Origin of the sequence: Streptomyces sp. NPDC058051 (assembly GCF_042885475.1) — a bacterium.
Classification (GTDB): Bacteria; Actinomycetota; Actinomycetes; order Streptomycetales; family Streptomycetaceae; genus Streptomyces.
Genome location: NZ_JBHVRW010000002.1, coordinates 514,064 through 535,758 on the forward strand (window position 1 = coordinate 514,064; position 21,695 = coordinate 535,758).

Sequence of the window (21,695 nt, forward strand, 5' to 3'; positions counted from 1 at the left end):
CGCGTCGGGGGCGCGCGCCACTGACGGGCGGTTCGACGCGAACGGGCGGGGCGGCGCGGACGGGTACGGCGCGGCGCCGCGTACGCGTGTGGCGCGGCATGAACGGGCGGGGCGCCGGGCCCGCTTCCCTGCCGCGCGCCAGTATGGAGGGATGACAGGACGCTGGGAGTTCTGGATCGACCGGGGCGGAACGTTCACCGATGTCGTGGGCCGGGATCCCGAGGGGAACCTGGTCACCCGCAAACTGCTCTCCCACGCCCCGGACCGCTACCGCGACGCCGCCGTGGCCGGGATCCGGGAGATGCTGGGCCTCGGCCCCACCGACCCGGTTCCCGCCGACCGCGTCGGCACGGTGAAGATCGGTACGACGGTCGCCACCAACGCCCTGCTGGAGCGGCGCGGTGAACCGACCGTCCTGGTCATCACGGAAGGCTTCCGGGACGCCCTGCGCATCGCGTACCAGAACAGGCCGAGGCTCTTCGACCGGCGCATCCTGCTGCCCGAGGCCGTGTACGAGCGGGTGATCGAGGTCCCCGAGCGGATCGACGCCCGGGGCCGCGTCGTGACACCGCTCGACCGCGACACCGTCGCCGAGCGGCTGCGGGCCGCCCGGGCCGACGGCCTGCGCAGCGCGGCAATCGTCCTGATGCACGGCTACTGTCACCCCGCACACGAGAGCGCCGTGGCCGCGGCAGCCCGTGACGCCGGCTTCACGCAGGTCAGCTGCTCGCACGAGGTGAGCCCGCTGATCAAGCTCGTGCCACGCGGCGACACCACCGTCGTCGATGCCTACCTCTCACCGATCCTGTGCCGGTACGTCGACGACGTCGCCCGTGAACTCGACGGCATCCGGCTGATGTTCATGCAGTCCAACGGGGGGCTGCGCGAGGCGTCCCACTTCCGGGGCAAGGACGCGGTGCTGTCCGGACCCGCCGGAGGCGTGGTCGGCATGGCCCGCACGTCCGAGCAGGCCGGCTACGACCGGGTCATCGGCTTCGACATGGGCGGCACCTCCACCGATGTGTCGCACTACGCGGGCGAGTTCGAGCGTGAGCTGGGTACCCAGGTGGCCGGTGTGCGGATGCGCGCCCCGATGATGAGTATCCACACCGTCGCCGCCGGCGGAGGCTCCGTCCTGCACTTCGACGGCCACCGCTACCGGGTCGGTCCCGACTCCGCGGGCGCGATCCCCGGCCCCGCCTGCTATCGCCGCGGCGGGCCGCTGACCGTCACCGACGCCAATGTGATGCTCGGCCGGGTCCAGCCCGCGCACTTCCCGGCCGTCTTCGGACCGGGCGGCGACCTTCCGCTCGACGCGGACGTCGTCCGCGCACGCTTCGACGCACTCGCAGGCGACGTGGCGCGCGCCACCGGAACGCCGCACACCGGCGCCGAGGTCGCCGCCGGGTTCCTGGAGATCGCCGTGCTCAACATGGCGAACGCCGTCAAGAAGATCTCCGTGCAGCGCGGACACGACATCACGCGCTACGCCCTGACCGGCTTCGGCGGTGCCGGAGGCCAGCACGTCTGCGCCGTCGCGGACGCCCTGGGCATCGACACGGTCCTCGTACCGCCCCTGGCCGGCGTACTGTCCGCGTACGGCATCGGTCTCGCCGACGCCACCGCGATGCGCGAACAGTCCGTCGAGGCGGAACTGGACGAGGCGACGTGGACCGCGGTGGGCGAGCTGTGCGACGAACTCGCCGCCCGCACCCGCGCCGAGTTGCGTGCCGACGCCATCCCCGACGGGGCGATCCGTACACACGCCCGTGTGCTCCTGCGCTACGCCGGTACGGACTCCAGCCTCCCCGTCGATCTGGACACCGCGTCCGCCATGGCCGAGGCGTTCACCGCGGAGCACCGCGCACGGTACGCCTTCACCATGGACAAACCCCTCGTCGTGGAAGCGGTGTCGGTCGGGGCGGTCGGCTCGGCGGGTGCGCACGCACCGGGCCGGGTCACCCGCACGCCCCGGAAGAACGCGACGCCTCAACCACGCGACACCGTGGGGATGTTCGCCGACGGCCGATGGCAGGACGCGCCCCTCCACCGGCGCGAGGATCTGCACGCCGCCGACACCGTGACCGGGCCTGCCGTGATCGCCGAGGCCGATGCCACCACCGTGGTCGACCCCGGCTGGCAGGCGGTTCTCGCCGACAGCGGCCATCTGCTGCTGACCAGGGCCCGCCCGCGCCCGGACCGTACGGCCGTCGGAACCCGTGTCGACCCCGTCATGCTGGAGGTCTTCAACAACCTCTTCATGTCGATCGCCGAACAGATGGGCGTGCGCCTGGAGAACACGGCCCACTCCGTCAACATCAAGGAGCGGCTCGACTTCTCCTGCGCGCTGTTCGACGCACACGGGAATCTGATCGCGAACGCCCCGCACATTCCCGTACACCTCGGCTCCATGGGGGAGTCCATCAAGGAGGTACTGCGGCGCAACGACGGCGCGATGCGGCCCGGCGACGCGTACGCCGTCAACGATCCCTACCACGGAGGCACACATCTGCCCGATGTGACGGTGGTGACCCCCGTGTTCGACGAGACCGGCCGCGACAGGCCGCAGTTGCGCTTCCTCGTGGCCTCGCGCGGGCACCACGCCGAGATCGGCGGCATCACGCCCGGCTCCATGCCCGCCTTCAGCCGCACCGTCCACGAAGAGGGGGTGCTCTTCGACAACTGGCTGCTGGTACGGGACGGCAGGCTCCGCGAGGCCGAGACACGCGCGGTGCTCGCCGGCGCCGCCCACCCCTCGCGCGACCCGGAGACCAACCTTGCCGACCTGCGCGCCCAGATCGCCGCCAACGAGAAGGGCATCGCCGAACTCAGGCGCATGGTCGGGCAGTTCGGACCCGAGGTCGTCGCCGCCTACATGGGTCACGTGCAGGACAACGCCGAGGAGTCCGTCCGCCGGATCGTGGCCGAACTGCACGACGGCTCCTACCGCTACGAGACCGACAACGGCGCGGTCATCGAGGTCGCCGTCACCGTGGACAGGGCCGCCCGCGGCGCGGTCGTCGACTTCACCGGCACCTCACCGCAGCAGCCGGGCAACTTCAACGCGCCGAAATCCGTGGTGATGGCGGCCGTGCTGTACGTCTTCCGGACTCTGGTCGCCGACGACATCCCCCTCAACAGCGGCTGCCTCGAACCACTGGACGTCAGAATTCCGGAGGGGTCCATGCTCGCCCCCGTCCACCCGGCGGCCACCGTCGCGGGAAACGTGGAGACGTCCCAGGCCCTCACCGGCGCTCTGTACGCGGCACTCGGCGTCCAGGCCGAGGGCTCGGGCACCATGAACAACCTCACCTTCGGCAACGAACGGGTCCAGTACTACGAGACCGTGGCCAGCGGTTCGGGCGCCGGGGACGGCTTCGACGGCGCCGACGCCGTGCAGACCCACATGACCAACTCCCGCCTCACCGACCCCGAAGTCCTCGAATGGCGCTACCCCGTACTGCTGGAGAGCTTCCGGGTACGCGACGGCAGCGGGGGCGGCGGGCGATGGCACGGCGGCTGCGGCGTGGAGCGGCGCATCCGCTTCCTCGAACCGGTCACCGTGACGCTGCTCTGCGGCCATCGCCGGGTCCGGCCGTACGGCATGGCCGGCGGTGAACCCGGCGCGCTGGGCGAGCAGTACATCGAGCGCTCGGACGGTCGGACGGTCACGCCGCTGCGGGGCTGCGACGCCGCCGAACTGGAGCGGGGGGACGTCCTGGTGCTCCGCACACCAGGCGGCGGTGGCTACGGACCGCCGGAGCCGGCTCCGAACGACTCCAGGGGGCGTGCGGCGCGACGTGCGTGACGCCGCCGGGCACTCCGGGCGACACGCGTTGACGTCACCGGGCGTTCCGGACCACACGCGTCGACGCCGCCGGGCGCACGGTGCGACGTGTGTGGGACTGCCGGGCGTGCGTGAGGTTGCCGGGTGTGTGCGGCGGCGCCGGGAAACGGCTGCGGCGTCGCCGGGGCAGGGCCGTGACACGGGCAGTGGCGGGCCCGGATGACGGGGTGGCTTCTGCGCCGTTTCGACCGTTGTCAGTATGAGGACCTAATCTGTGCAGCGTGACTTCGCCTGCCTACACGGACAACGCTGCGCCCCAGCTCAGCGCGGGGCCGCGGCCTGCCCCGGGACCGGCCGCCGACGAGGGGCTCTCGCGGCGGCTGCGCGCACTCGCCTGCACGGCGCCGCTGCACGACCTCGATGTGCGCAAGGCGAATCTGGCCGGTGAGTACACCATCTACGCGATGGCCGAGGTCGCACTCGCCGCGATCGATCTCGTCACCCTCAACATGGACTTCGATACGGGCGCCGACCACGACCAGATAGTGTCCAGGCTGCTTCCCCGCGTCGCAGCCCAGGCCCCGAACCGTCCGGTCGCCGAGCACGAGAGGGTCGCCCGCTGGGTGCTGGAGAACCTGATCAATGTCGGCAGCGTCGACCGCGGATTCCGTGCGGTGTACGGCACTTTCGGCCCCGATGGGGTGTATGTCCGTCGCGATTACGACTTCAAACTCATCGAAGAGGTGCCGGGACACGGCGGGACCGTCTATCTCCGGGCCACCGACGAAGCGGTCAACGTCCTGGTCGGCGCCCTCGACACGGACGTCACCAGCGCCCAGATCGCCGCCGAGGTGAAGCTGGAGGTCCTCATCAGCCGGGGCCGCCTCGCGGACGCACAACTCGCCGCCGAGCAGGCCCGCTACCGCACCGTGCAGTACGCCGAGACCCTCCGCAAGACGCTGGAGGCCACCCGTCGCAACGTCCGGGCCGTCGACTGGCTCAACGCCGTGCCCGACATGATCGCCGAAGCACTCGACCACGTCGCCGACCGCTACCGTCACGAGAACGCGATCCTCACCAACATCCGCAAGGCGCGCGACGAGGCCGAGGAACCCGAGCACAAGCGGCGCGCAGCCGAGCTCGTCGACATCGTCAAGGACTGCATCCGCCGCCACACCCAGTTGCAGTCCCGCCTGCTGGAAGCAGGACCGCTCTTCCGCGCCGAACAGGACCGGCAGGCGTTCGCCACCCCCACGGCCCGCGCCGGACTCGACCTGTACGGCCAACTGGTCGCCCCGTTGCTGCCGCTCCCCGTCGAACAGGCCATCCGCGTCACGGACGCCTACTTCGCCCGCGGCACCGGGATGCGCCTCCCCACCTCGGTGAGGGTGGGCGACCTCGTCGAGATGCTGCTCACCCCGCCCCTGGAGCGCGAACACCTGGGCGCCGAGATGCCCGAACCCGATCTGATCGCCACCCCCGACGACAGCAGGTTCAGCGAGGAACAGCTCGCGAGCGCCATGGAACTCCTCGACCTGGAGCACGACGCCCCGCGCAGGCTCTCGGGACTGCTGGCGCAGGCCCGGCGCGGCGGCGATCCGGATCTGCCCTATCTGGTCGCCCTGCTCGCGGTGCACGCCGCGAGCCCGCCGGTCGGCACCGCCTACCGGCAGGGCGAACAGCGCCTGCTGTTCTCCGTCGACGACGGGACGCAGCTCGACGACCCGGAGTTCGGCGGAGCCGACCTGATAGTGGGCACGGCCCTGCTGGACGCGGCCGGTATGGCAGCGGACCGCTCGGAGGCGTCATGAACCGCGCGCGCGACGCCGCCCGTCGGTCGCCGACCCGGGCGACGCGCCTCGGCCGTCGGCGCCCGCGGACCCCCGGTGCTCACTCCGGGTGCGCGGACCGCCCCGCGCCGCCCGGGACCGAAGCTGCGAGAACCGGCGCCCCCCACCCCGTACCGAAGAGTTTCCGCATCAAGGAGCGACAGTCGTGAGCGACCACCGCGCACAGCACGCCGACGCGTGGAGCGAGCCGACCACGGCGTACACGACCGACAGCACGGGCCCCGCCGCACCGGCCGGGCCCCCCGCCACCGCACCCGTCACCCCGGCCGACGCAGCCGACGCCGCCCGGCTCGTCGCCTTCGGGCTGCAGCCCAGACTCCTGCCCGCACGCGACGCCGAGTACACCGAACTGCTCCGCCGCTACCGCGAGGAACCCGCCTTCGCCCGGCTCGCCGACGCCGTGGCGACCGGACTGGGGCTCGTCGTCCTGGAAGTGTCCACCCGCGCCGGCATGGCCGTGACGGCCGGTGAGGACTCGGTCTTCGCGGTACGCATGGGCGATTACGCCCGCCGCGCCTCGTCCGACTCCGCCGACCGTTTCCTGCACGGGCTCGCCCACCTCGCCGTCGCCGCGATGGCCTTCCCCCGCCCCGAGGACCTCGCCGACGACTCCTACATCGGCCGGATCACCGTGAACGGCGTCGACTCGTTCGTACGCCAGGCATGCCACCGTCTGGAGGAACGGGCCGAGGAGCAGGGCGACAACACCGACCCGGCGACCGACACCCCCGGACTGGAAGCGGCCTGGCGGATCTACGCCCGGCGCAGTTCCACCGGAGCCACGAAGGACGCCCGAAGGCTGGCCGGATCCACCACCGGCATCGTCGGCAAGGCCGTCGCCTTCCTCACCGACTCCGGCTTCCTCCAGCGCACGGGGGACGACGCCGGAGGCGCCTACCGCACCACCGCCCGCTATCAGCTCCAGGTCCGCGACATGGCAGGCGGTGCCGCCATGGCCGAACTGCTCGAACTGGGAGTCGTACCGGTCACCGACGGTACGGCGACGCTGCTGCCGCCGCCCGACCCCGACGACCTGGAACTGGTCGCCGACGCAGGTCTCCCCTTCCACTCCTGACCGGCACCACCACCGCCTCCCCGCCGCTGTCCGAACGACGAGAGTCCGCCGCCATGTACGAGCTGTCCCGGGTCCGCCTCTACTCCATCGGGCCTGCCGGTGCACGCTACGCCGACACCGTGCTTGACCTGCGCGGAGTGGGCGAGCCCGTGCCCAACCCCGCCCCGGCGCAGGCGGAGTTCTTCGAGGAGGAGCCCGTCGGACCGCCGCGCCGGCCCGCCCCCGCCGGGGTTCTCTTCCTGGAGAACGGCGGCGGGAAGTCGGTGCTGCTGAAGCTGATCTTCTCGGTGATGCTGCCCGGTCACCGCAACACCCTCGGCGGCGCCAGCTCCGGCGTACTGCGCAAGTTCCTGCTCGCCGACGACTGCGGGCACGTCGCCCTGGAATGGCAGCACACCCTCACCGGCGAGTGCGTGGTCGTCGGCAAGGTCAGCGAGTGGCGTGGCCGGCAGGTGTCCAACGATCCGCGGAAATTCGCCGAGGCCTGGTACTCCTTCCGCCCCGGACCCGGACTCAGCCTGGACTCCCTGCCGGTCGCCGAGGCCACCTCCGTGCACCGCCCCGCCGAAGGCGTCTCCGGCGCGCGGGGCCGACGGCGCACGATGAAGGGCTTCCGCGACGCCCTGACCGAGGCGGGCAAGTTCTACCAGCATCTCGATGTGCACTGGGAAGAGATCCACGACCGCTGGAACGAGCACCTCGGGGACCTCGGTCTCGACCCCGAACTCTTCCGCTACCAGCGCGAGATGAACGCCGACGAGGGCGAGGCCGCCGGCCTCTTCGCGGTCAAGAAGGACTCCGACTTCACCGACCTCCTCCTCCGCGCCGTCACCGACACCCGCGACACGGACGGCCTCGCCGACCTGGTGAGCGGCTTCGGCAACAAGCTGGGCCGCCGCGCCGAGCTGACCGCGGAGCGCGACTTCACCGCGGGCTCGGTCGATCTGCTCGGCCGGATCGTGGCCGCCGCCGACACCCGGTCCCGCGCCCGGGACATCCACGCGGGCGCCGAGCGCCGCACCCGTACGCTCGCCCGCAGACTCTCCGCCCGTGCGGCCGGGGAGCGGGGCCGGACCGCCGAGCTGGCCCAGCAGGTGACGGGCGCCGCCCATACCGTCACCGCGGCCGAGGAGGCCCGCGGCCGCAGCGCCTCGATCGCGGCCGAACTGGCCTACCGGCACGCCTCGCTGGCCCTGACCGCGGCGGAGAAGGGCGCGACCGCCCAGCGCCGCGAACTGGGCGATGCCCGCACACTGCACTCCGCCTGGCAGGCCGCCGAGGCCGTGCTGCGCCACCGTGCGGCAGCCGACCGCTCCGCACGCGTGGCCGTCGCCATCCGCGAGGCCGAACGTGACGCCGCGCCCGCGCTCGCCGCCCGCGCCACGGCCGCCGCCGATCTCGTACGGGCACTGCACAGTGCGGCGGAAGCCGGTGAGAACCTGGCCAACGAGGAGGAGGAACGCTCCGACACCCTCCAGACAGCGGGTGAGACCGCTCACCGCGACGCCACCACCGCCGCCACCGACGCCCAGCGCGCCCGCAGCGAGGCCGGGCATCTGCGGCAGCGTCTCGCCGAGGTCGAGCAGGAGACGGCGGAGGCGGTACGGGCCGGCTGGCTTGAGAACACCGCGCCGGACGCCGACCCGGCGCGCGCCGCCCTCGCCGCGAGTGACGCCGAGCAGTCCGCCGTCGCCGCGTGGGACACCGCCAGGGAGGCCGCCCGCTCGGCGGCGGACCTGGCCAGAGAGACCGCGGGCGCCGAGAGCCGCGCCGAGCTGGCGGCGGCGCGCGCCGCCGACGCCGCACAGGCCGCGGAACAGGTGTACGAGGCCGAGCTGCGGGCCGCCGAGTCGATCGCCGCCGAGCACCGCCTGGCCGATCTGCTGGGTCTGCCCGCCGCACACGGCACCGGCGTGCCCCGGCCCCGCAGCGGAGCGACCGGCACGGAACCCGAACCGGACGCCCCGCGCAGTCCGGACCACACGGACCGGACGGGTCCGGCGGGTGAGACGGGCAAGGAAGGCCGGCCGGACCAGGCCGTCCACAGCACGCACACCATCACCGCCGAGCCGTCCGCCGACCCCACGCAGCCGCTCACCGCCCAGGAACTGGACCGCAGCGCCGACGAACTGCGGGAGCTGCTCGACCAGGGCATCGCCTCCGCCGAACGCCGCCTGTTCGAACTGCGCACCGCGGCCGCCGACGACTCCCGCATCCTCGGCGCACTCGGCGACGGCGGACTGCTGCCGCCCGGGCCCGATGTCCTCGCCACCGTCGAATACCTCGGCGAGCACGGCATCCCCGCCCTGCCCGGCTGGCGCTATCTCGCCCAGGCCGTCGACCCCGCCGACCACGCCGCAGTCCTCGCCGCCCGCCCCGAACTCGTCGACGGCGTGGTCATCACCGACCCCGACGCGCACGCCCGCGCCCGCGACGCCCTGAGCGGTGCCGCCCTGCTGCCGCGATCCGCCGTCGCCGTCGGCACCGCCGCCGCGCTGCTCGCCCCCGTACCGGCCACCGGCACAGGATCGGCGGCGCGCGCGGAAGACGTGTTCCTCGTCCCGCCGAACCCCGCCATGCACGACGAACACGCGGCCGACGAGGAACGCCAGGCCCTCAGAAGCAGGGCCGCCGCCCGGGACGAGGACATCCGTGCCCTCGCGGCCCGCCTCACCGCGGACCGTTCCCTCGCCGCCCGCATCGGCTCGTGGCGCGCCGACTGCCCGCCCGGCATGCTCGCCGAGCTGGCCGAAGCAGCCCGCACGGCCCGTACGGCCGCCGAAGCGGCGGCGGCCGCGCTCGCCGAGGCCCGCACCGTACGCGCCGAGGCGGACGAGGCCGCCGCGGACACCGCCCGTGTCCGCGACGAACGCCAGGAGACCGCCCAGCGCGCCCGCCGCGCCGCCGACGCCCTCGCGGGCCTCGCCCACCGCCTGCGCGAACGCGCTCGCTGGCAGGCGGAACTGCGCGAACTGATCGACGAAGCAGCCGAGTCCGAGGCCCGCGCCACCGTCTGCCTGGAGCGGGCCCGCGCCGCCGACGAGGACCGCAGGGCCGCCCAGCGCGCAGCCGACGACGCCCGCCGTACGGCACGCGCCCTGCGCGCCGAGCGTGCCGAGATCGCAGGTGCCCCGGAGCACCTTCCGGAACCCGAGGGCGACACCCCGCGCACCGCGCTTCCCGCCCTGCGGGAGGCCTACCGGGCCGCATCCCAGCTGTACGAGAAGGTGGGCGTCGGCGCCGACCTGCGCGCCGAACAGGCCCGTGCGGAGAGCGACGAGAGCGCCGCCGTCGCCGAGCTGGACCGGCTCACCAACAAGGTCCGTACCCGGGCCGCCCAGCTTCTCGAAGGTCCCGACGGCGCCGACGGCCCCTCCCGGCAGGCGGCCGCCGCCCGCGCCGAATCCCTGGTGCAGCTCCTGGAGACCAGGGCCTCCACCGCGAGCGAGCAGCTGGGCCGCCTGAGGGGCGAGGCCGAGCGCCTGGCCCCGGCCGACGGAGAGACCCACCACACCGAACTCCCCGACGAGCTGGTCCCCGACCACGCCGATCAGGCGCAGACCCTCCTGCGTACCGCCACGACCGAACTGGCCTCCGCCACAGCGACACTGGACACCGCGCGCGTCGCTCATACCGAGCTGCTGCACGCCCACCGCGCAGCCGAGGACGCGGCAGGCGGTTTCGACGAGACCGCGGCCCTTCTGCGGGACCTCCTCAGGGACCACGGCGCGGACGACGACTCCGAGGTCCCCGAGGCATACCCGGGCGGCCTCGACGAGGCCCGGCAGTCCGCCGCGGAGGCCCGCCGTTCACTGCGCGGCTGCGCCGCCGACCTGTCCGTCGCCGAGAGCGCCGTGCGGGAGGCGAGCGACGTCCTCGTACGGCACGCCAACTCCACCCGCTACGAGCAGGTCCGCACCCCCGCCCGTCAGCAGATCCGGGAGCTGCCGGCCGCGGCGCTGCCCGAGCACGCCGAGAAGTGGGCCACCGCCTTCGCGCCCCGGCTCCGTGTCCTCACCGACGAGCTGGCCCAGCTGGAGCGCAATCGCGACTCCATCGTCGACCGGCTCCGCGGCCTCGTGGAGTCCGCGCTCACCACCCTCCGTTCCGCCCAGCGGCTCTCCCAGCTCCCCGAAGGACTGGGGGAGTGGTCCGGTCAGGAGTTCCTCCGGATCCGTTTCGAGGAACCCGACCAGGCCACCCTCGCCGAGCGGCTCGGCGACGTTATCGACGAGGCCACCCGCGCCGCTCTGAAGAAGAACTCCGATCTGCGCAGGGACGGCATGTCCCTCCTGCTGCGCGGGGTTCAGGCGGCGCTGGAGCCCAAGGGCATCGCGGTGGAGATCCTCAAACCGGACGCGGTGCTCCGAGCCGAACGCGTCCCGGTCGGGCAGATGGGCGACGTCTTCTCGGGCGGCCAACTGCTCACCGCCGCCATCGCGCTGTACTGCACGATGGCCGCGCTGCGCAGCAACGACCGCGGCCGGGACCGGCATCAGCACCGGCACGCGGGCACGCTCTTCCTGGACAACCCCATCGGTCGCGCCAACGCCACCTATCTGCTGGAGCTCCAGCGCGCGGTGTCCGACGCTCTCGGCGTGCAGCTGCTCTACACGACCGGCCTGTTCGACACCACGGCGCTCGCCGAATTCCCCCTGGTCATCCGGCTGCGCAACGACGCCGACCTGCGCGCCGGTCTGAAGTACATCAGCGTGGAGGAGCACCTCCGCCCCGGGCTGCCGCAACAGGACCCGAACGGCGAGACGGTGCACGGTGAGATCACCGCCACCCGCATGTTCAAGCGCACCACGACACCAGCCGACACCACGCAGGTCTCCCCTCAGGACTCGTCCGACGCGTAGGGACCGCGTGCAGGCCCGCCGAGCGCGCGGACAGAGGGCGCCGGGCGGGGGAAGAGGGCGGCGCGCGGGGGAGGAGGGCGTCGAGCAGGCGCATCGCGCTGACGCGTGCCGCGCGAGCCCGGTCCGTCCCTCGGACACGCCGGGCCGCGCTCAGGCCCGCGAGAGACTCCCCGCGCCCCGGCGGCGTATTCGCGCGTCCTCGCGACGCGCCGTCCGCGCCTCCCGCCGGGCTCTGCGCCGCTCACGGCGCAATTGCCGCGCCGAACTGCTCGGTTCGGACACCACGCCGTTGCGCTGGTTCCAGACCTGCCGGGTGACCCAGACGTCCAGCACCGACCAGGTAGCCACCACCGTGCTGCCGACGCTGCTCAGCACCATCGGAAAGGCCAGCCAGGACGCCGTCAGCGTGCACAGGAACGCCACCATGGCCTGGATGATCGTCAGCGACAGGATGAGGACGGCACGCACGGCGGCCGTACGGACCGGGTCCGGCATCCGCCGCCGGACCGCAGGCTCCTCCATCCAGAGCTGCCGATGCTGCTGGCGCGGGATCGTCGCCCCACCGGTCGCCACCGGAGCCGCCGCCGTCGGTGTCGACGACACCGGGCGACGACGCTCTTCCGTATTCAAGGACTCTCAACTCCCCACCGATGTCGGACTTCAGGGTTGCTGCCCGGCACGCGCCGTTTCTACGCGAGCGGATCGGTCGGTCCTGCCCCCAGCACTCCCCGCCGGCACTCCCCGTGTTCCCGCTGACTCGTACAGAGAGACGAGTGACCAGGCGTGAAGATTCCCGGAGGCCGTCACCGAACGAAGAATTCCAGCCAACTGCCCCACCGAACGGTGTGATGCTCTGACAGGTCTCTTCTGCCGCTTTCGCGAATTTCATCGCCCGGAATACCGGGAAAACTCATGATCAACGCCGAAGAGTGCGGCTGAAAATCGTCCGGACATCTCTTCGGCTTGTCTCCCGGTCGGTAGTAGGCTCGCGCCGTTTGCTGACGGAACACGACCCCCGCCCCGCGGGGTCGGGCTGGGGGAGGCCATGCGCTTTCGCGGGAAGTCCATCCGCAGGAAGATCGTGGCGTTGCTGCTCGTACCGCTCGTCTCCCTCACCGCGCTCTGGGGTTTCGCCACTTTCCTGACAGGGCGCGAGGCCGGGCACCTGCTGAGCGCGAGCACGGTCGTGGAGAAGGTCGGTCATCCCCTGGAGGACACGGTCCGCGCCATCCAGGACGAGCGCCGCCAGACCCTGGTCTTCCTCGCGGACCCCCGGGCCTCCAACGCTCTGCCCCTGCTGGAACGCCAACGCGGAGTCACCGACCGGGTCCTGGCGGATGTCAGGAACAGCGCGAGCCAGAAGGACATTCGCGACGCACTGCGACCCGAGGACGAAACACAGCTGAACTCCGTCCTCGGCACTGTCGAGGGGCTCGGCGCGCTCCGTGATTCGGTCGAGGAACGCACCATCGACCGGCTCAAGGCGATGGAGTTCTACGACCGTCTCATAGACCCCTGCTATCGCTTTCTGACCGGTCTCCGCACGATGGAGAACGTGTCGATGGACAAGCAGGTCAGAGCGTTGGCCGGAATCTCGCGGGCCCGCGAAATGCTCTCCCGGGAAGACGCCCTGGTCGCCTCGTCGCTCATCGCCGGACGGCTCACCGCTTCCGAACTCCGCCAGATCTCCGACCTCGTGGCCAACCGCAAGCTGCTCTACGAGATCAATGGCGAGATGCTTCCCTCCTCGGAACGCCAACAGGTGGAGCGGTACTGGGCCGGCCCGGACAGCGAGGCGTTACGGACCGCGGAGAACACACTCATCAACGGCGGTCCCGCCGAGGACCCGCGATCGGTCGACGCCGAGCGCTGGCAGGAGGTGGCCACGCCGGTCCTGGACCGGTTGGCCAACGACTCCACCGAGATGAACAACCGTTTCCAGGACCGCGGCAAGCCCGCCGGCTACAGCGTGCTGATCAAGGCCGGGATCGCGGGCGTCCTCGGATTCCTCGCCCTGCTCGCCTCGGTGTTCGTCTCCGTGCGCATCGGCCGCGAACTCGTCCGTGACCTCTCGCGGCTCCGCAAGGACGCCCATGAGGTCTCCGGCGTACGACTGCCGAGCGTGATGCGCCGGCTCGCCGCGGGGGAACAGGTCGACGTCGAGACCGAGGCACCGCACCTCCAGTACGAACGGGACGAGATCGGCCAGGTCGGCCAGGCTCTCAACACCCTTCAACGGGCCGCCGTCGAAGCCGCGGTCAAGCAGGCGGACATGCGTCGCGGAGTGTCCGAGGTCTTCGTCAACCTCGCCCGCCGCAACCAGGTCCTGCTGCACCGGCAGCTGACGCTCCTCGACACCATGGAGCGCCGCACCGAGAACACCGACGAACTCGCCGATCTCTTCCGCCTCGACCACCTCACCACCCGTATGCGGCGCCACGCCGAGGGCCTGGTGATCCTCTCCGGTGCCGCACCGTCCCGCCAGTGGCGCAAGCCCGTCCAGCTGATGGACGTGGTACGGGCGGCGGTCGCCGAGGTCGAGGACTACGAGCGGATCGAGGTCCGCCGACTGCCCCGCCTCGGTGTGGGCGGCCCCGCCGTCGCCGACCTCACGCACTTGATCGCCGAACTCCTGGAGAACGCGACCGTGTTCTCGCCCCCGCACACCGCGGTCCAGGTACTCGGTGAACGGGTCTCCAACGGCTTCACTCTCGAAATCCACGACCGTGGCCTCGGCATGGCTCCCGACATCCTTCTCGACGCCAACCTGAGACTCGCCGAGACCCCCGAGTTCGAACTCTCCGACACCGACCGGCTCGGCCTCTTCGTGGTCAGCCGCCTCGCCCAGCGGCAGAACGTCCGTGTCTCGCTGCAGACATCTCCGTACGGTGGCACGACCGCGGTCGTCTTCATCCCGGCGGCGCTGCTCACCGAAGCGCCGGAGACGCACGGCACCGGATTCCGCCTCGACCGCCGTTCCGAGAAGGCGATCGGCAGCGGAAGAGGGACCGGCCAGGAGACAGGCAGCCACAAGGACCGCAGGGACGGTGTGCGGGACCGCCGTGCGGTCGGCAGGCCCTCCGGTCTGGCACCCGTCCCCACCGGTCTCGTGGACCCGGCCCTCCTGGACGGGCCCGTCGAGCTCGAAGCACCTGTCGGAGCGGACGACTTCGAGAACGACGCCGTGCTCGATCCCCTGCTCGGTGCCGTACCGGGTGGCGCGTCGGACATCGACGACACCGAGAGCGAACGCGGCAGCATCTTCCGCGCCCGTGACCTCCGGCGCGAGACCGACCGAGAACAGCACCAGCAGGCGTCCGACCGGGCGGCGGATTCCGTTGCCGGCGTACGGAGGATGCGTCCCGGCGGTCCGGAACCTTTGCCCCGCCGCAAACCGCCGACCCTGGTCGCCGACAACGGCCGCAGGGTCGATGACGCGGGCCGCGCGCATCCCACGACGGTCGACCACGACGTCCTGACCGGCCCGGCCGGGGCCGGTCCCGGCGCGGACGACGGGATCACGCCGTCGACCGCCGGCCCGCGGCCCTCCGCCGCCGGCAACCGCACCGGGGCCCAACACCCGACCGAACCACGGCAGCCCAACGGCTTCCGGAGACCCGCCGAGACGACCACACCCGCCGAACCCGCTTCCGAGGCGGCACCGAGCGCGGCACGGGAGACCGTGGGCGGCCTGCCGCGGCGCATCCGGCAGGCCAGCCTCGTCCCGCAGCTTCGCGAAGTCACCGGCGGCCGCGACGCGGAACCGGCCGGAACGGAACCGGCTGACGACTTCGAGCGTGATGCGGATGAGGTCCGCAGCCGTATGGCTTCGCTCCAACGGGGCTGGCAGCGTGGCCGTCGGCAGAATGCCGAGGACCTGACCGGTCCCGGTGAAACAGCACAAGGAACCACTCCGGGAGGGGACGGTCGATGACCGCACCGAACGCCGCAGCACCCGACGTCGCACGCCAGGGCTCCGGCCAGCTCAACTGGCTCCTCGACGAACTCGTCGAGCGCGTCGCCAGCATCCACAAGGCGCTGGTGCTCTCCAGCGACGGCCTCGCCACCGGTACGTCCAAGGACCTGACCCGGGAGGACAGCGAACATCTGGCGGCCGTCGCCTCCGGGTTCCACAGCCTCGCCAAGGGAGTGGGGCGCCACTTCGACGCGGGCAGGGTCCGTCAGACGGTCGTCGAGCTCGACGAGGCGTTCCTCTTCGTCACGGCGGCGGGTGACGGCAGCTGTCTCGCCGTGCTGGCCGACGCCGACTCGGACGTCGGCCAGGTGGCGTACGAGATGACGCTGATGGTCAAGCGCGTCGGCGCGCACCTGACCAACGCTCCCCGGACGACCGGTCTGTCCGCCGGGGGGTGAGTGGACGGCATGAGCGCTGACTCCTCCAGACCTCTGGCAACGTCCGCGGACCCGCAGGCATCACGTTGGTACGACGCCGAAGCGGGGCCCGTGGTCCGTCCGTACGCGATGACCCGGGGCCGTACCAGCAGCGCCACCCGTCATCGGCTCGACCTCATCGCGATCGTCGTCCCGGAACCCGCGGCCGACGATCCCGACGGGGACCGTACGCTCTCCCCGGAACACGTGGAGATCGTCGAACTCTGTTGTGGCATGCCCCAGTCGATCGCCGAGCTCGCGGCCGGCCTGGACCTCCCCGTCGGGGTGGTCCGGGTGCTGGTCGGTGATCTCGTCGAGGACGAACTGGTACACGTGACCCGTCCCGTTCCGCCGGCCGAGCTGCCGGATGTGAGCATTCTTCGCGAGGTGATCAATGGTCTTCGGGCGCTCTAGCCGCAGCAGTCGGCCCGTCGAGCCTGTCACCCTGAAAATCCTGGTGGCGGGTGGGTTCGGGGTCGGCAAGACGACGCTGGTGGGTGCGGTCAGCGAGATCAGGCCGCTGCGTACGGAGGAGCGGCTCAGCGAGGTGGGCCGCCCGGTGGACGACGTGGCGGGTGTGGAGGCGAAGACCACCACCACCGTCGCCATGGACTTCGGCCGGATCACCCTCCGCGAGGATCTGGTGCTGTACCTGTTCGGCACCCCGGGCCAGGACCGATTCTGGTTCCTGTGGGACGAACTGGCCCAGGGCGCGCTCGGGGCGGTCGTGCTCGCGGACACCCGGCGGCTGGAGGACTGCTTCGCGGCGGTCGACTACTTCGAACGCCGGGCGATTCCGTTCGCCGTCGCTGTCAACTGCTTCGAGGGAGCCGACCGGTTCCCCGTCGAGACGGTCCAGGCGGCACTGGACCTCGACCCCGAGGTGCCGGTGCTCGTGTGCGACGCGCGCGATCGCTCCTCCGCACGGGACGTACTGGTGGCGGTGGTCGAGCACGCGGTGGCCCGCGTGGAACGCACCCGCGAACCCGTCAGGACGTAGTGACCGTCTGACGGATTCAGCGCCGGGTACGCGGCCCGCACCCCCGCCGACCGGGGTACGGGCCGCGCGTCGTCACCCGACCGAGCCGGAATTTTTCTCTCCGCGTGAGGGGCCGTCAAGACTGTTGACGCCGCCGGGGTCAGCGGTTCTCGGCGATCCACTTGGCGGCGGTCTCCGCCAGCTCGCGGTCGCGACCGGCCAGCATCATCCGGATCATCTGTATGTCGCCGCGCAGCGACCACGCGGGATGCCCGAAGGTCGCCGGATTGTTCTTCTCGATCAGGAAATGCGCGGGCCATGCGGTCCCGTACCCGATGAGCGGCAGCGCGGCCGCGTACCTCTTGCGCCCCCGGGCCAGGCCGTACGCGGTGACGGCGAGACCGGTGAGGGTGCCCGTCAGATGGACCCAGCGGGTGGCGGCCCTGGAGTGCATGGCGACGTAGTAAGGCCAGAACTCTTCGTATGAATCGAACGTCTGCTGCGACATACAGGCACCGTAATGGTTGGAACGGCAACCGGAAACGGTTGCCCCGTCACCGCGCAGGAGGCTACGGGACAACCCTCGGGCGGCCGGAACCCGTCAGGTGATCGAGGCTGTCCCTTCTTCACCGCCCCGGTGCTGTGCCCGGGGCCGGAGAAAGGGTCAGTGCCCCGCGACGGACCTCCTGGCCACCGGGAAATCGAAATAGGTGTCGGGGAACACCTCGGGCTTGAAGGTGTAGTGCCACCACTCCTCGGCCAGATTCACGAAACCGACGTCGGTGAGCGTCTTCTTGAGGAACTGCCGATGGGCGCGCTGAGTTCCCTGAACACGGGGGTCATCGGTGTGCGAAAGCGTGTCGAAGCAGTCGAAGCCGGTACCCATGTCCACGGAGTTGTCCGGGAAACGTTCTGCCTGGGGCGCGTAACAGGGCACCTGCTTCTCGCCCGGCACGTACGGCCCGGTCGGCGCGGCAGGCAGCTTCACCAGCGTCAGGTCCACGGTGCTGCCGCGGCTGTGCCCGGACTTCTCCGCGATGTAACCGTCCGCGAACAGCCGGGTCTTGTCGACCCGGGGATAGAACTCGTCCTTCATGGTCTCGTCGTCGAGATCCTCCGCCCACCGGACGAAGTGGTCGACCGCCCGCTGCGGCCGGTAGCAGTCGTACACCTTCAGCGAGTAGCCCTGCTTCAGCAGCCGGGTCTGCGCGCGGTGCAGGGCACGGGCGGCCGGCCGGGTGAGGATGCAGAGCGGCTGGCGGTAGCCGTCCACCGGTTCGCCCATGAAGTTGTGCGCGGTGGGGTAACGCATCTCCTCGATGATCGTCGGATCCACCGAACGCAGCGCGACGAACTCCTCGGGGGCCTTCGGCTCGGGCTTCGCCACCGCTGCGGGGGCCGCGGCGGTGACGGCGAGCAGGGTGGCGGCAGCGGCTGCCAGGACACGGAAAGCGGAACGGATGCCTGTCATGAGCACATAATCCAGGAGAGCGGGGGAGTCCGGCAGGCGATCGGATACAGTCCGCGCGTGTCCACGCCCACGAGCAACTCCCGCAAGCCGGCCAAGGACTCCCACTGCGGCAGCTGCGGAACCCCGTACGCCGCTTCGGCGTCCCCTCTCTCCTGGCCCCGCGCCTGCGCCGCCTGCGGTGCCACCGCCTACCGCAACCCGCTTCCGGTCGCCGTGGCCCTGCTCCCCGTCGTCGACCCGGACGGCACCGGACTCGTCGTGATCACCCGCACCATTCCGCCCCACCGCGGTGGCCTTGCCCTCCCCGGCGGCTTCATCGACCACGACGAGGACTGGCAGCACGCGGTCGTGCGCGAACTCCGGGAGGAGACCGGCATCGAGGCCGACGAAGGGGACGTCCGCCTCGCCGACGCCCTCAGCGCCGCGGACGGCCATCTGCTTCTCTTCGGCCTCCTTCCGGAACGTCCCGCGGCCGGCCTCCCGCCTTCAGCACCGACGGACGAGACCTCCGGCTTCCACCTGCTCCGCACACCCGTCGAACTCGCCTTCCCCCTGCACACCCGGGCCTCCCGCACCTGGTTCGAGGGCGGCTACCGCTGACCGGCCCTACGCACCCCAAGACCGCGCCCCGGCTCGCGACGCGCGTACGCCCCCGAAGGGAGCGCTCCGGCTCCACGGACCCGCGTACGCGCCTCCGAAGGCCGCGTTCCACCCCCCGATCCGCGTACGCCCCTCCGAGGACCACGTCCCGGCTCGCGACCGCCGGACACCCCGCTCCTCCACCGAGCGGGTCCGGCGGGCCTACAACCCCCGCACCCGCACCGGGTAGCCCACCGGCCCCTCCTCACCCTCCCGCTCCACCAGAACCCTCCCGCCCACCAGCCGCGACACATACCGCTCGACCGCCGCCCGTTCCCAGCCGTCACCCGCGTCACGTATCACCACTCCGCCGCCACCACGTCCCGCGGCCGGAGCCCACACCTCCAGCTCCACACCCCCGTCCGCACCCCGCACCGGCAGCACCGAACCCGCCCGCGCCAGCACCGGCACCCGGGACAACGGAGCATCGAGCACCACCTGCCCCGGCCCCTCGAACACCTCGCCCGTCGCCGTGTCGTACCAACGCCCCCGCGGCAACCGCACCACCCGACGATCCGCACCGCGCTCCAGCACCGGTGCCACCAGCAGCGCATCCCCCAGCAAGAACGCGTCCTCGCAGTCACGCAACGCCCGCTCCCCGGGCGCACTCCACCAGAGCGGCCGCACATACGGCGCACCGGTCAGCCGGGCCAACTGCGCCAGCGTCACGAAGTAGGGGTGAAGCCGCTCGCGCTCCTCCAACGCGGCCCGCGCGTGCGCCAGCACCTCCGGCCCGAACTCCCACGGCTCCCGCCGCCCCGCGTCGATCGCCGCATGCGTACGGAACAACGGCAGATACGCACCCAACTGGAACCACCGCAGATACAGCTCCGGCGACGGCGACCCGTCGAAGCCACCCACATCCGGCCCCGCATACGGAACCCCGCACAGGCCCAGCCCCAGCACCAGCGCCAGCGAGGCCCGCAGCCCGGGCCAACTGGACTCCACATCACCCGACCAGGTACCGCCGTAGCGCTGGACCCCCGCCCAACCGGAACGCGAGAACAGAAAGGGACGGGTCTGCGGGCGCAGCCGACGAAGCCCTTCGTACCCGGCACGCGCCATCGCCAGCCCGTACACGTTGTGGGCCTCGCGGTGATCACCCCCGTGCCCCTCCAGAGCGTGCCGCGCCGACAGGGGCAGCGTCGGATCCCCGAACGCCGCGAAGGACACCGGTTCGTTCATGTCGTGCCACACACCGGAGAAGCCCTGCGCAAGCCGCTCCTCGTACAGACCGCCCCACCACTCCCGCACCACCGGATCGGTGAAGTCCGGATACACGCACTCACCCGGCCACACCTCCCCGCGCACCGCGCGCCCCCGCGCGTCCCGGACGAACGCCCCGCCGCTGCCGACCGCCGTACCGGAATCGAACACCGCGTTCCCCGGCTCCGCCCGCACCGCGGGATCCACGATCGACACCAGGCGCACCCCGCCCTCCCGCAACTCCTTCGCCAGTCCCGGAAGATCCGGAAAGCGCTCGCGGTCGACCGTGAACACCCGATGCCCGTCGTAGTGGTCGATGTCCAGATGCAGGGCGGACAGGGCAAGCCCCCGCTCCCGGTACCCGTCGACGATCCGCCGCACCTCCCGCTCGCTCCCGAATCCCCACCGGGCGTGCTGCGGGCCCAGCGCCCAGGACGGCGGCAGCGCGGGCGCACCCGTGAGCGCCGTCCACCCCCGCAGCACCCGGGCGGGCGTACCGGCCACGACCCAGCAGCGCAGCGGACCCCCGTCCATCCGCACCTCGCACATCCCCGGACGGTCATGGCCGGACCCCGCACCCTCCTCGCCCTCGCGCAGCCTCACCTGCCCCGACCATGTGTTGTCGTGGAACACCAGATGTGTCCCCGCATCCGAGACCACCACCTGCACGGGCATCGTCAGATACAGCGGATCGTCACCCGGTCCGAAACGCCCGCCCGGATCGGTGTTCCACAGCCCGTACACCCCGTCCCGCAGCCGCGGCCCCGAAGCCCGTCCGCCCAGTCCGAAGAAGCGCGCGTCGGCCGGCACCTCGGAACGCTGCACCCACCGCGCGACACCTCCCGCCACCGGCTCCCACCACCGCGGCGGCAACTCGCGCCGGAGCACCACCCCGCCAGGAGTGAGCAGCTCGACGGCCCCGTGCCTCGACACGACCACGGTCATCCGTTCCGAGACCACTTGCCAGCCACCGTCCTTGCCCGGTTCCAGCTCGGCCCGCGGATCCGCCTCGGGCACAGCCCCGGCCAGTGCGTACGACGGCAACGGCTCCGCCCCGTCCCAGCCCCAGAACACCGAACCGCCCACCGCCACCCGGATCCGCAGCTTCGAGCGCGCGAACCGCACCACTCCACCGCCCGGTTCCGGCTCCGCCCCCACCACGAGTCCCGGCACCCGCGCGCGTTCCGTTCCGCGCCGCGGCAGCGACCGCGCATCCGCGTTCCGACGCCGCAAGGAGGAGCGCACCACGCGCAGCCCCCGCACCGAACCCACCATCTTCACCGAGCGCACCAGGTCACGACCGTTCATGCAGCTCACCCTGCCACCCGGCAGGTCGGGCGCGGGCTCCGTTCAACTTCCGTTCACCCGTGGCCGGACCACATATCCGGACACGCGACCGTGGTCGGCGAACCCTGGTGCGAAGGACGATCACGT

13 protein-coding genes are annotated in these 21,695 nt (G+C 71.9%); 9 read left to right on the forward strand and 4 right to left on the reverse strand.

Annotated elements, in window-relative coordinates; genetic code table 11:
- The first annotated feature begins 151 nt into the window (after nucleotides 1–151).
- The 4 genes from ACFVUT_RS05640 to ACFVUT_RS05655 all read left to right on the forward strand — a co-directional run bounded on the left by ACFVUT_RS05640 (nucleotide 152) and on the right by ACFVUT_RS05655 (nucleotide 11,574).
- Nucleotides 152–3,808, forward strand: coding sequence for a hydantoinase B/oxoprolinase family protein (locus tag ACFVUT_RS05640; RefSeq protein WP_389647648.1), 3,657 nt, complete (start codon nucleotides 152–154; stop codon nucleotides 3,806–3,808).
- 260 nt (nucleotides 3,809–4,068) lie between these two features.
- A complete protein-coding gene (locus tag ACFVUT_RS05645; protein ID WP_389647651.1) occupies nucleotides 4,069–5,598 on the forward strand; it encodes a hypothetical protein in 1,530 nt (509 codons plus the stop codon).
- A gap of 184 nt (nucleotides 5,599–5,782) precedes the next feature.
- On the forward strand, nucleotides 5,783–6,712 hold the full coding sequence (locus tag ACFVUT_RS05650; protein WP_389647654.1) for a hypothetical protein: 930 nt from the start codon (nucleotides 5,783–5,785) through the stop codon (nucleotides 6,710–6,712).
- Nucleotides 6,713–6,765: 53 nt separating this feature from the next.
- Complete coding sequence (locus ACFVUT_RS05655; RefSeq protein WP_389647657.1) at nucleotides 6,766–11,574, forward strand: hypothetical protein; 4,809 nt, start codon at nucleotides 6,766–6,768, stop codon at nucleotides 11,572–11,574.
- A 150-nt stretch (nucleotides 11,575–11,724) separates the two neighbouring features.
- Here the strand turns inward: ACFVUT_RS05655 and ACFVUT_RS05660 are convergent, their stop codons facing one another.
- Complete coding sequence (locus ACFVUT_RS05660; RefSeq protein ID WP_389647660.1) at nucleotides 11,725–12,204, reverse strand: hypothetical protein; 480 nt, start codon at nucleotides 12,202–12,204, stop codon at nucleotides 11,725–11,727.
- A gap of 415 nt (nucleotides 12,205–12,619) precedes the next feature.
- On the opposite strand from ACFVUT_RS05660, the gene ACFVUT_RS05665 reads away from it, so the two are divergent.
- The 4 genes from ACFVUT_RS05665 to ACFVUT_RS05680 are packed head-to-tail and all read left to right on the forward strand — an operon-like array spanning nucleotide 12,620 to nucleotide 16,966.
- Entirely contained in the window at nucleotides 12,620–15,508 is a 2,889-nt protein-coding gene (locus tag ACFVUT_RS05665; protein ID WP_389647663.1) for a nitrate- and nitrite sensing domain-containing protein, read from the forward strand.
- The gene (locus ACFVUT_RS05670) at nucleotides 15,505–15,948 is read left to right on the forward strand and encodes a roadblock/LC7 domain-containing protein (RefSeq protein ID WP_389647666.1); all 444 of its coding nucleotides are present in this window, start codon (nucleotides 15,505–15,507) and stop codon (nucleotides 15,946–15,948) included. The genes ACFVUT_RS05665 and ACFVUT_RS05670 overlap by 4 nt, the downstream gene beginning before the upstream one ends.
- Nucleotides 15,949–15,957: 9 nt before the next feature.
- Nucleotides 15,958–16,380, forward strand: coding sequence for a DUF742 domain-containing protein (locus tag ACFVUT_RS05675; protein WP_389647669.1), 423 nt, complete (start codon nucleotides 15,958–15,960; stop codon nucleotides 16,378–16,380).
- Nucleotides 16,361–16,966 (forward strand): ATP/GTP-binding protein, encoded by a 606-nt coding sequence (locus tag ACFVUT_RS05680; RefSeq protein ID WP_389647672.1) that lies wholly within the window; start codon nucleotides 16,361–16,363, stop codon nucleotides 16,964–16,966. Before ACFVUT_RS05675 ends, ACFVUT_RS05680 begins: the two co-directional genes overlap by 20 nt.
- 139 nt (nucleotides 16,967–17,105) lie before the next feature.
- Here the strand turns inward: ACFVUT_RS05680 and ACFVUT_RS05685 are convergent, their stop codons facing one another.
- Nucleotides 17,106–17,453 carry an Mpo1-like protein gene (locus tag ACFVUT_RS05685; RefSeq protein WP_389647675.1) on the reverse strand — a complete coding sequence of 116 codons (348 nt, stop codon included), beginning with the start codon at nucleotides 17,451–17,453 and terminating at the stop codon, nucleotides 17,106–17,108.
- Nucleotides 17,454–17,609: 156 nt separating this feature from the next.
- A complete protein-coding gene (locus ACFVUT_RS05690; protein ID WP_389647678.1) occupies nucleotides 17,610–18,416 on the reverse strand; it encodes a M15 family metallopeptidase in 807 nt (268 codons plus the stop codon).
- A gap of 57 nt (nucleotides 18,417–18,473) precedes the next feature.
- Here ACFVUT_RS05690 and ACFVUT_RS05695 point away from each other — a divergent pair, with 57 nt between their 5' ends.
- Nucleotides 18,474–19,016 carry an NUDIX domain-containing protein gene (locus tag ACFVUT_RS05695; protein ID WP_389647681.1) on the forward strand — a complete coding sequence of 181 codons (543 nt, stop codon included), beginning with the start codon at nucleotides 18,474–18,476 and terminating at the stop codon, nucleotides 19,014–19,016.
- Between the two features lie 201 nt (nucleotides 19,017–19,217).
- Here the strand turns inward: ACFVUT_RS05695 and ACFVUT_RS05700 are convergent, their stop codons facing one another.
- Entirely contained in the window at nucleotides 19,218–21,569 is a 2,352-nt protein-coding gene (locus ACFVUT_RS05700) for a glycoside hydrolase family 31 protein (RefSeq protein ID WP_389647684.1), read from the reverse strand.
- Between the last annotated feature and the right edge of the window lie 126 nt (nucleotides 21,570–21,695).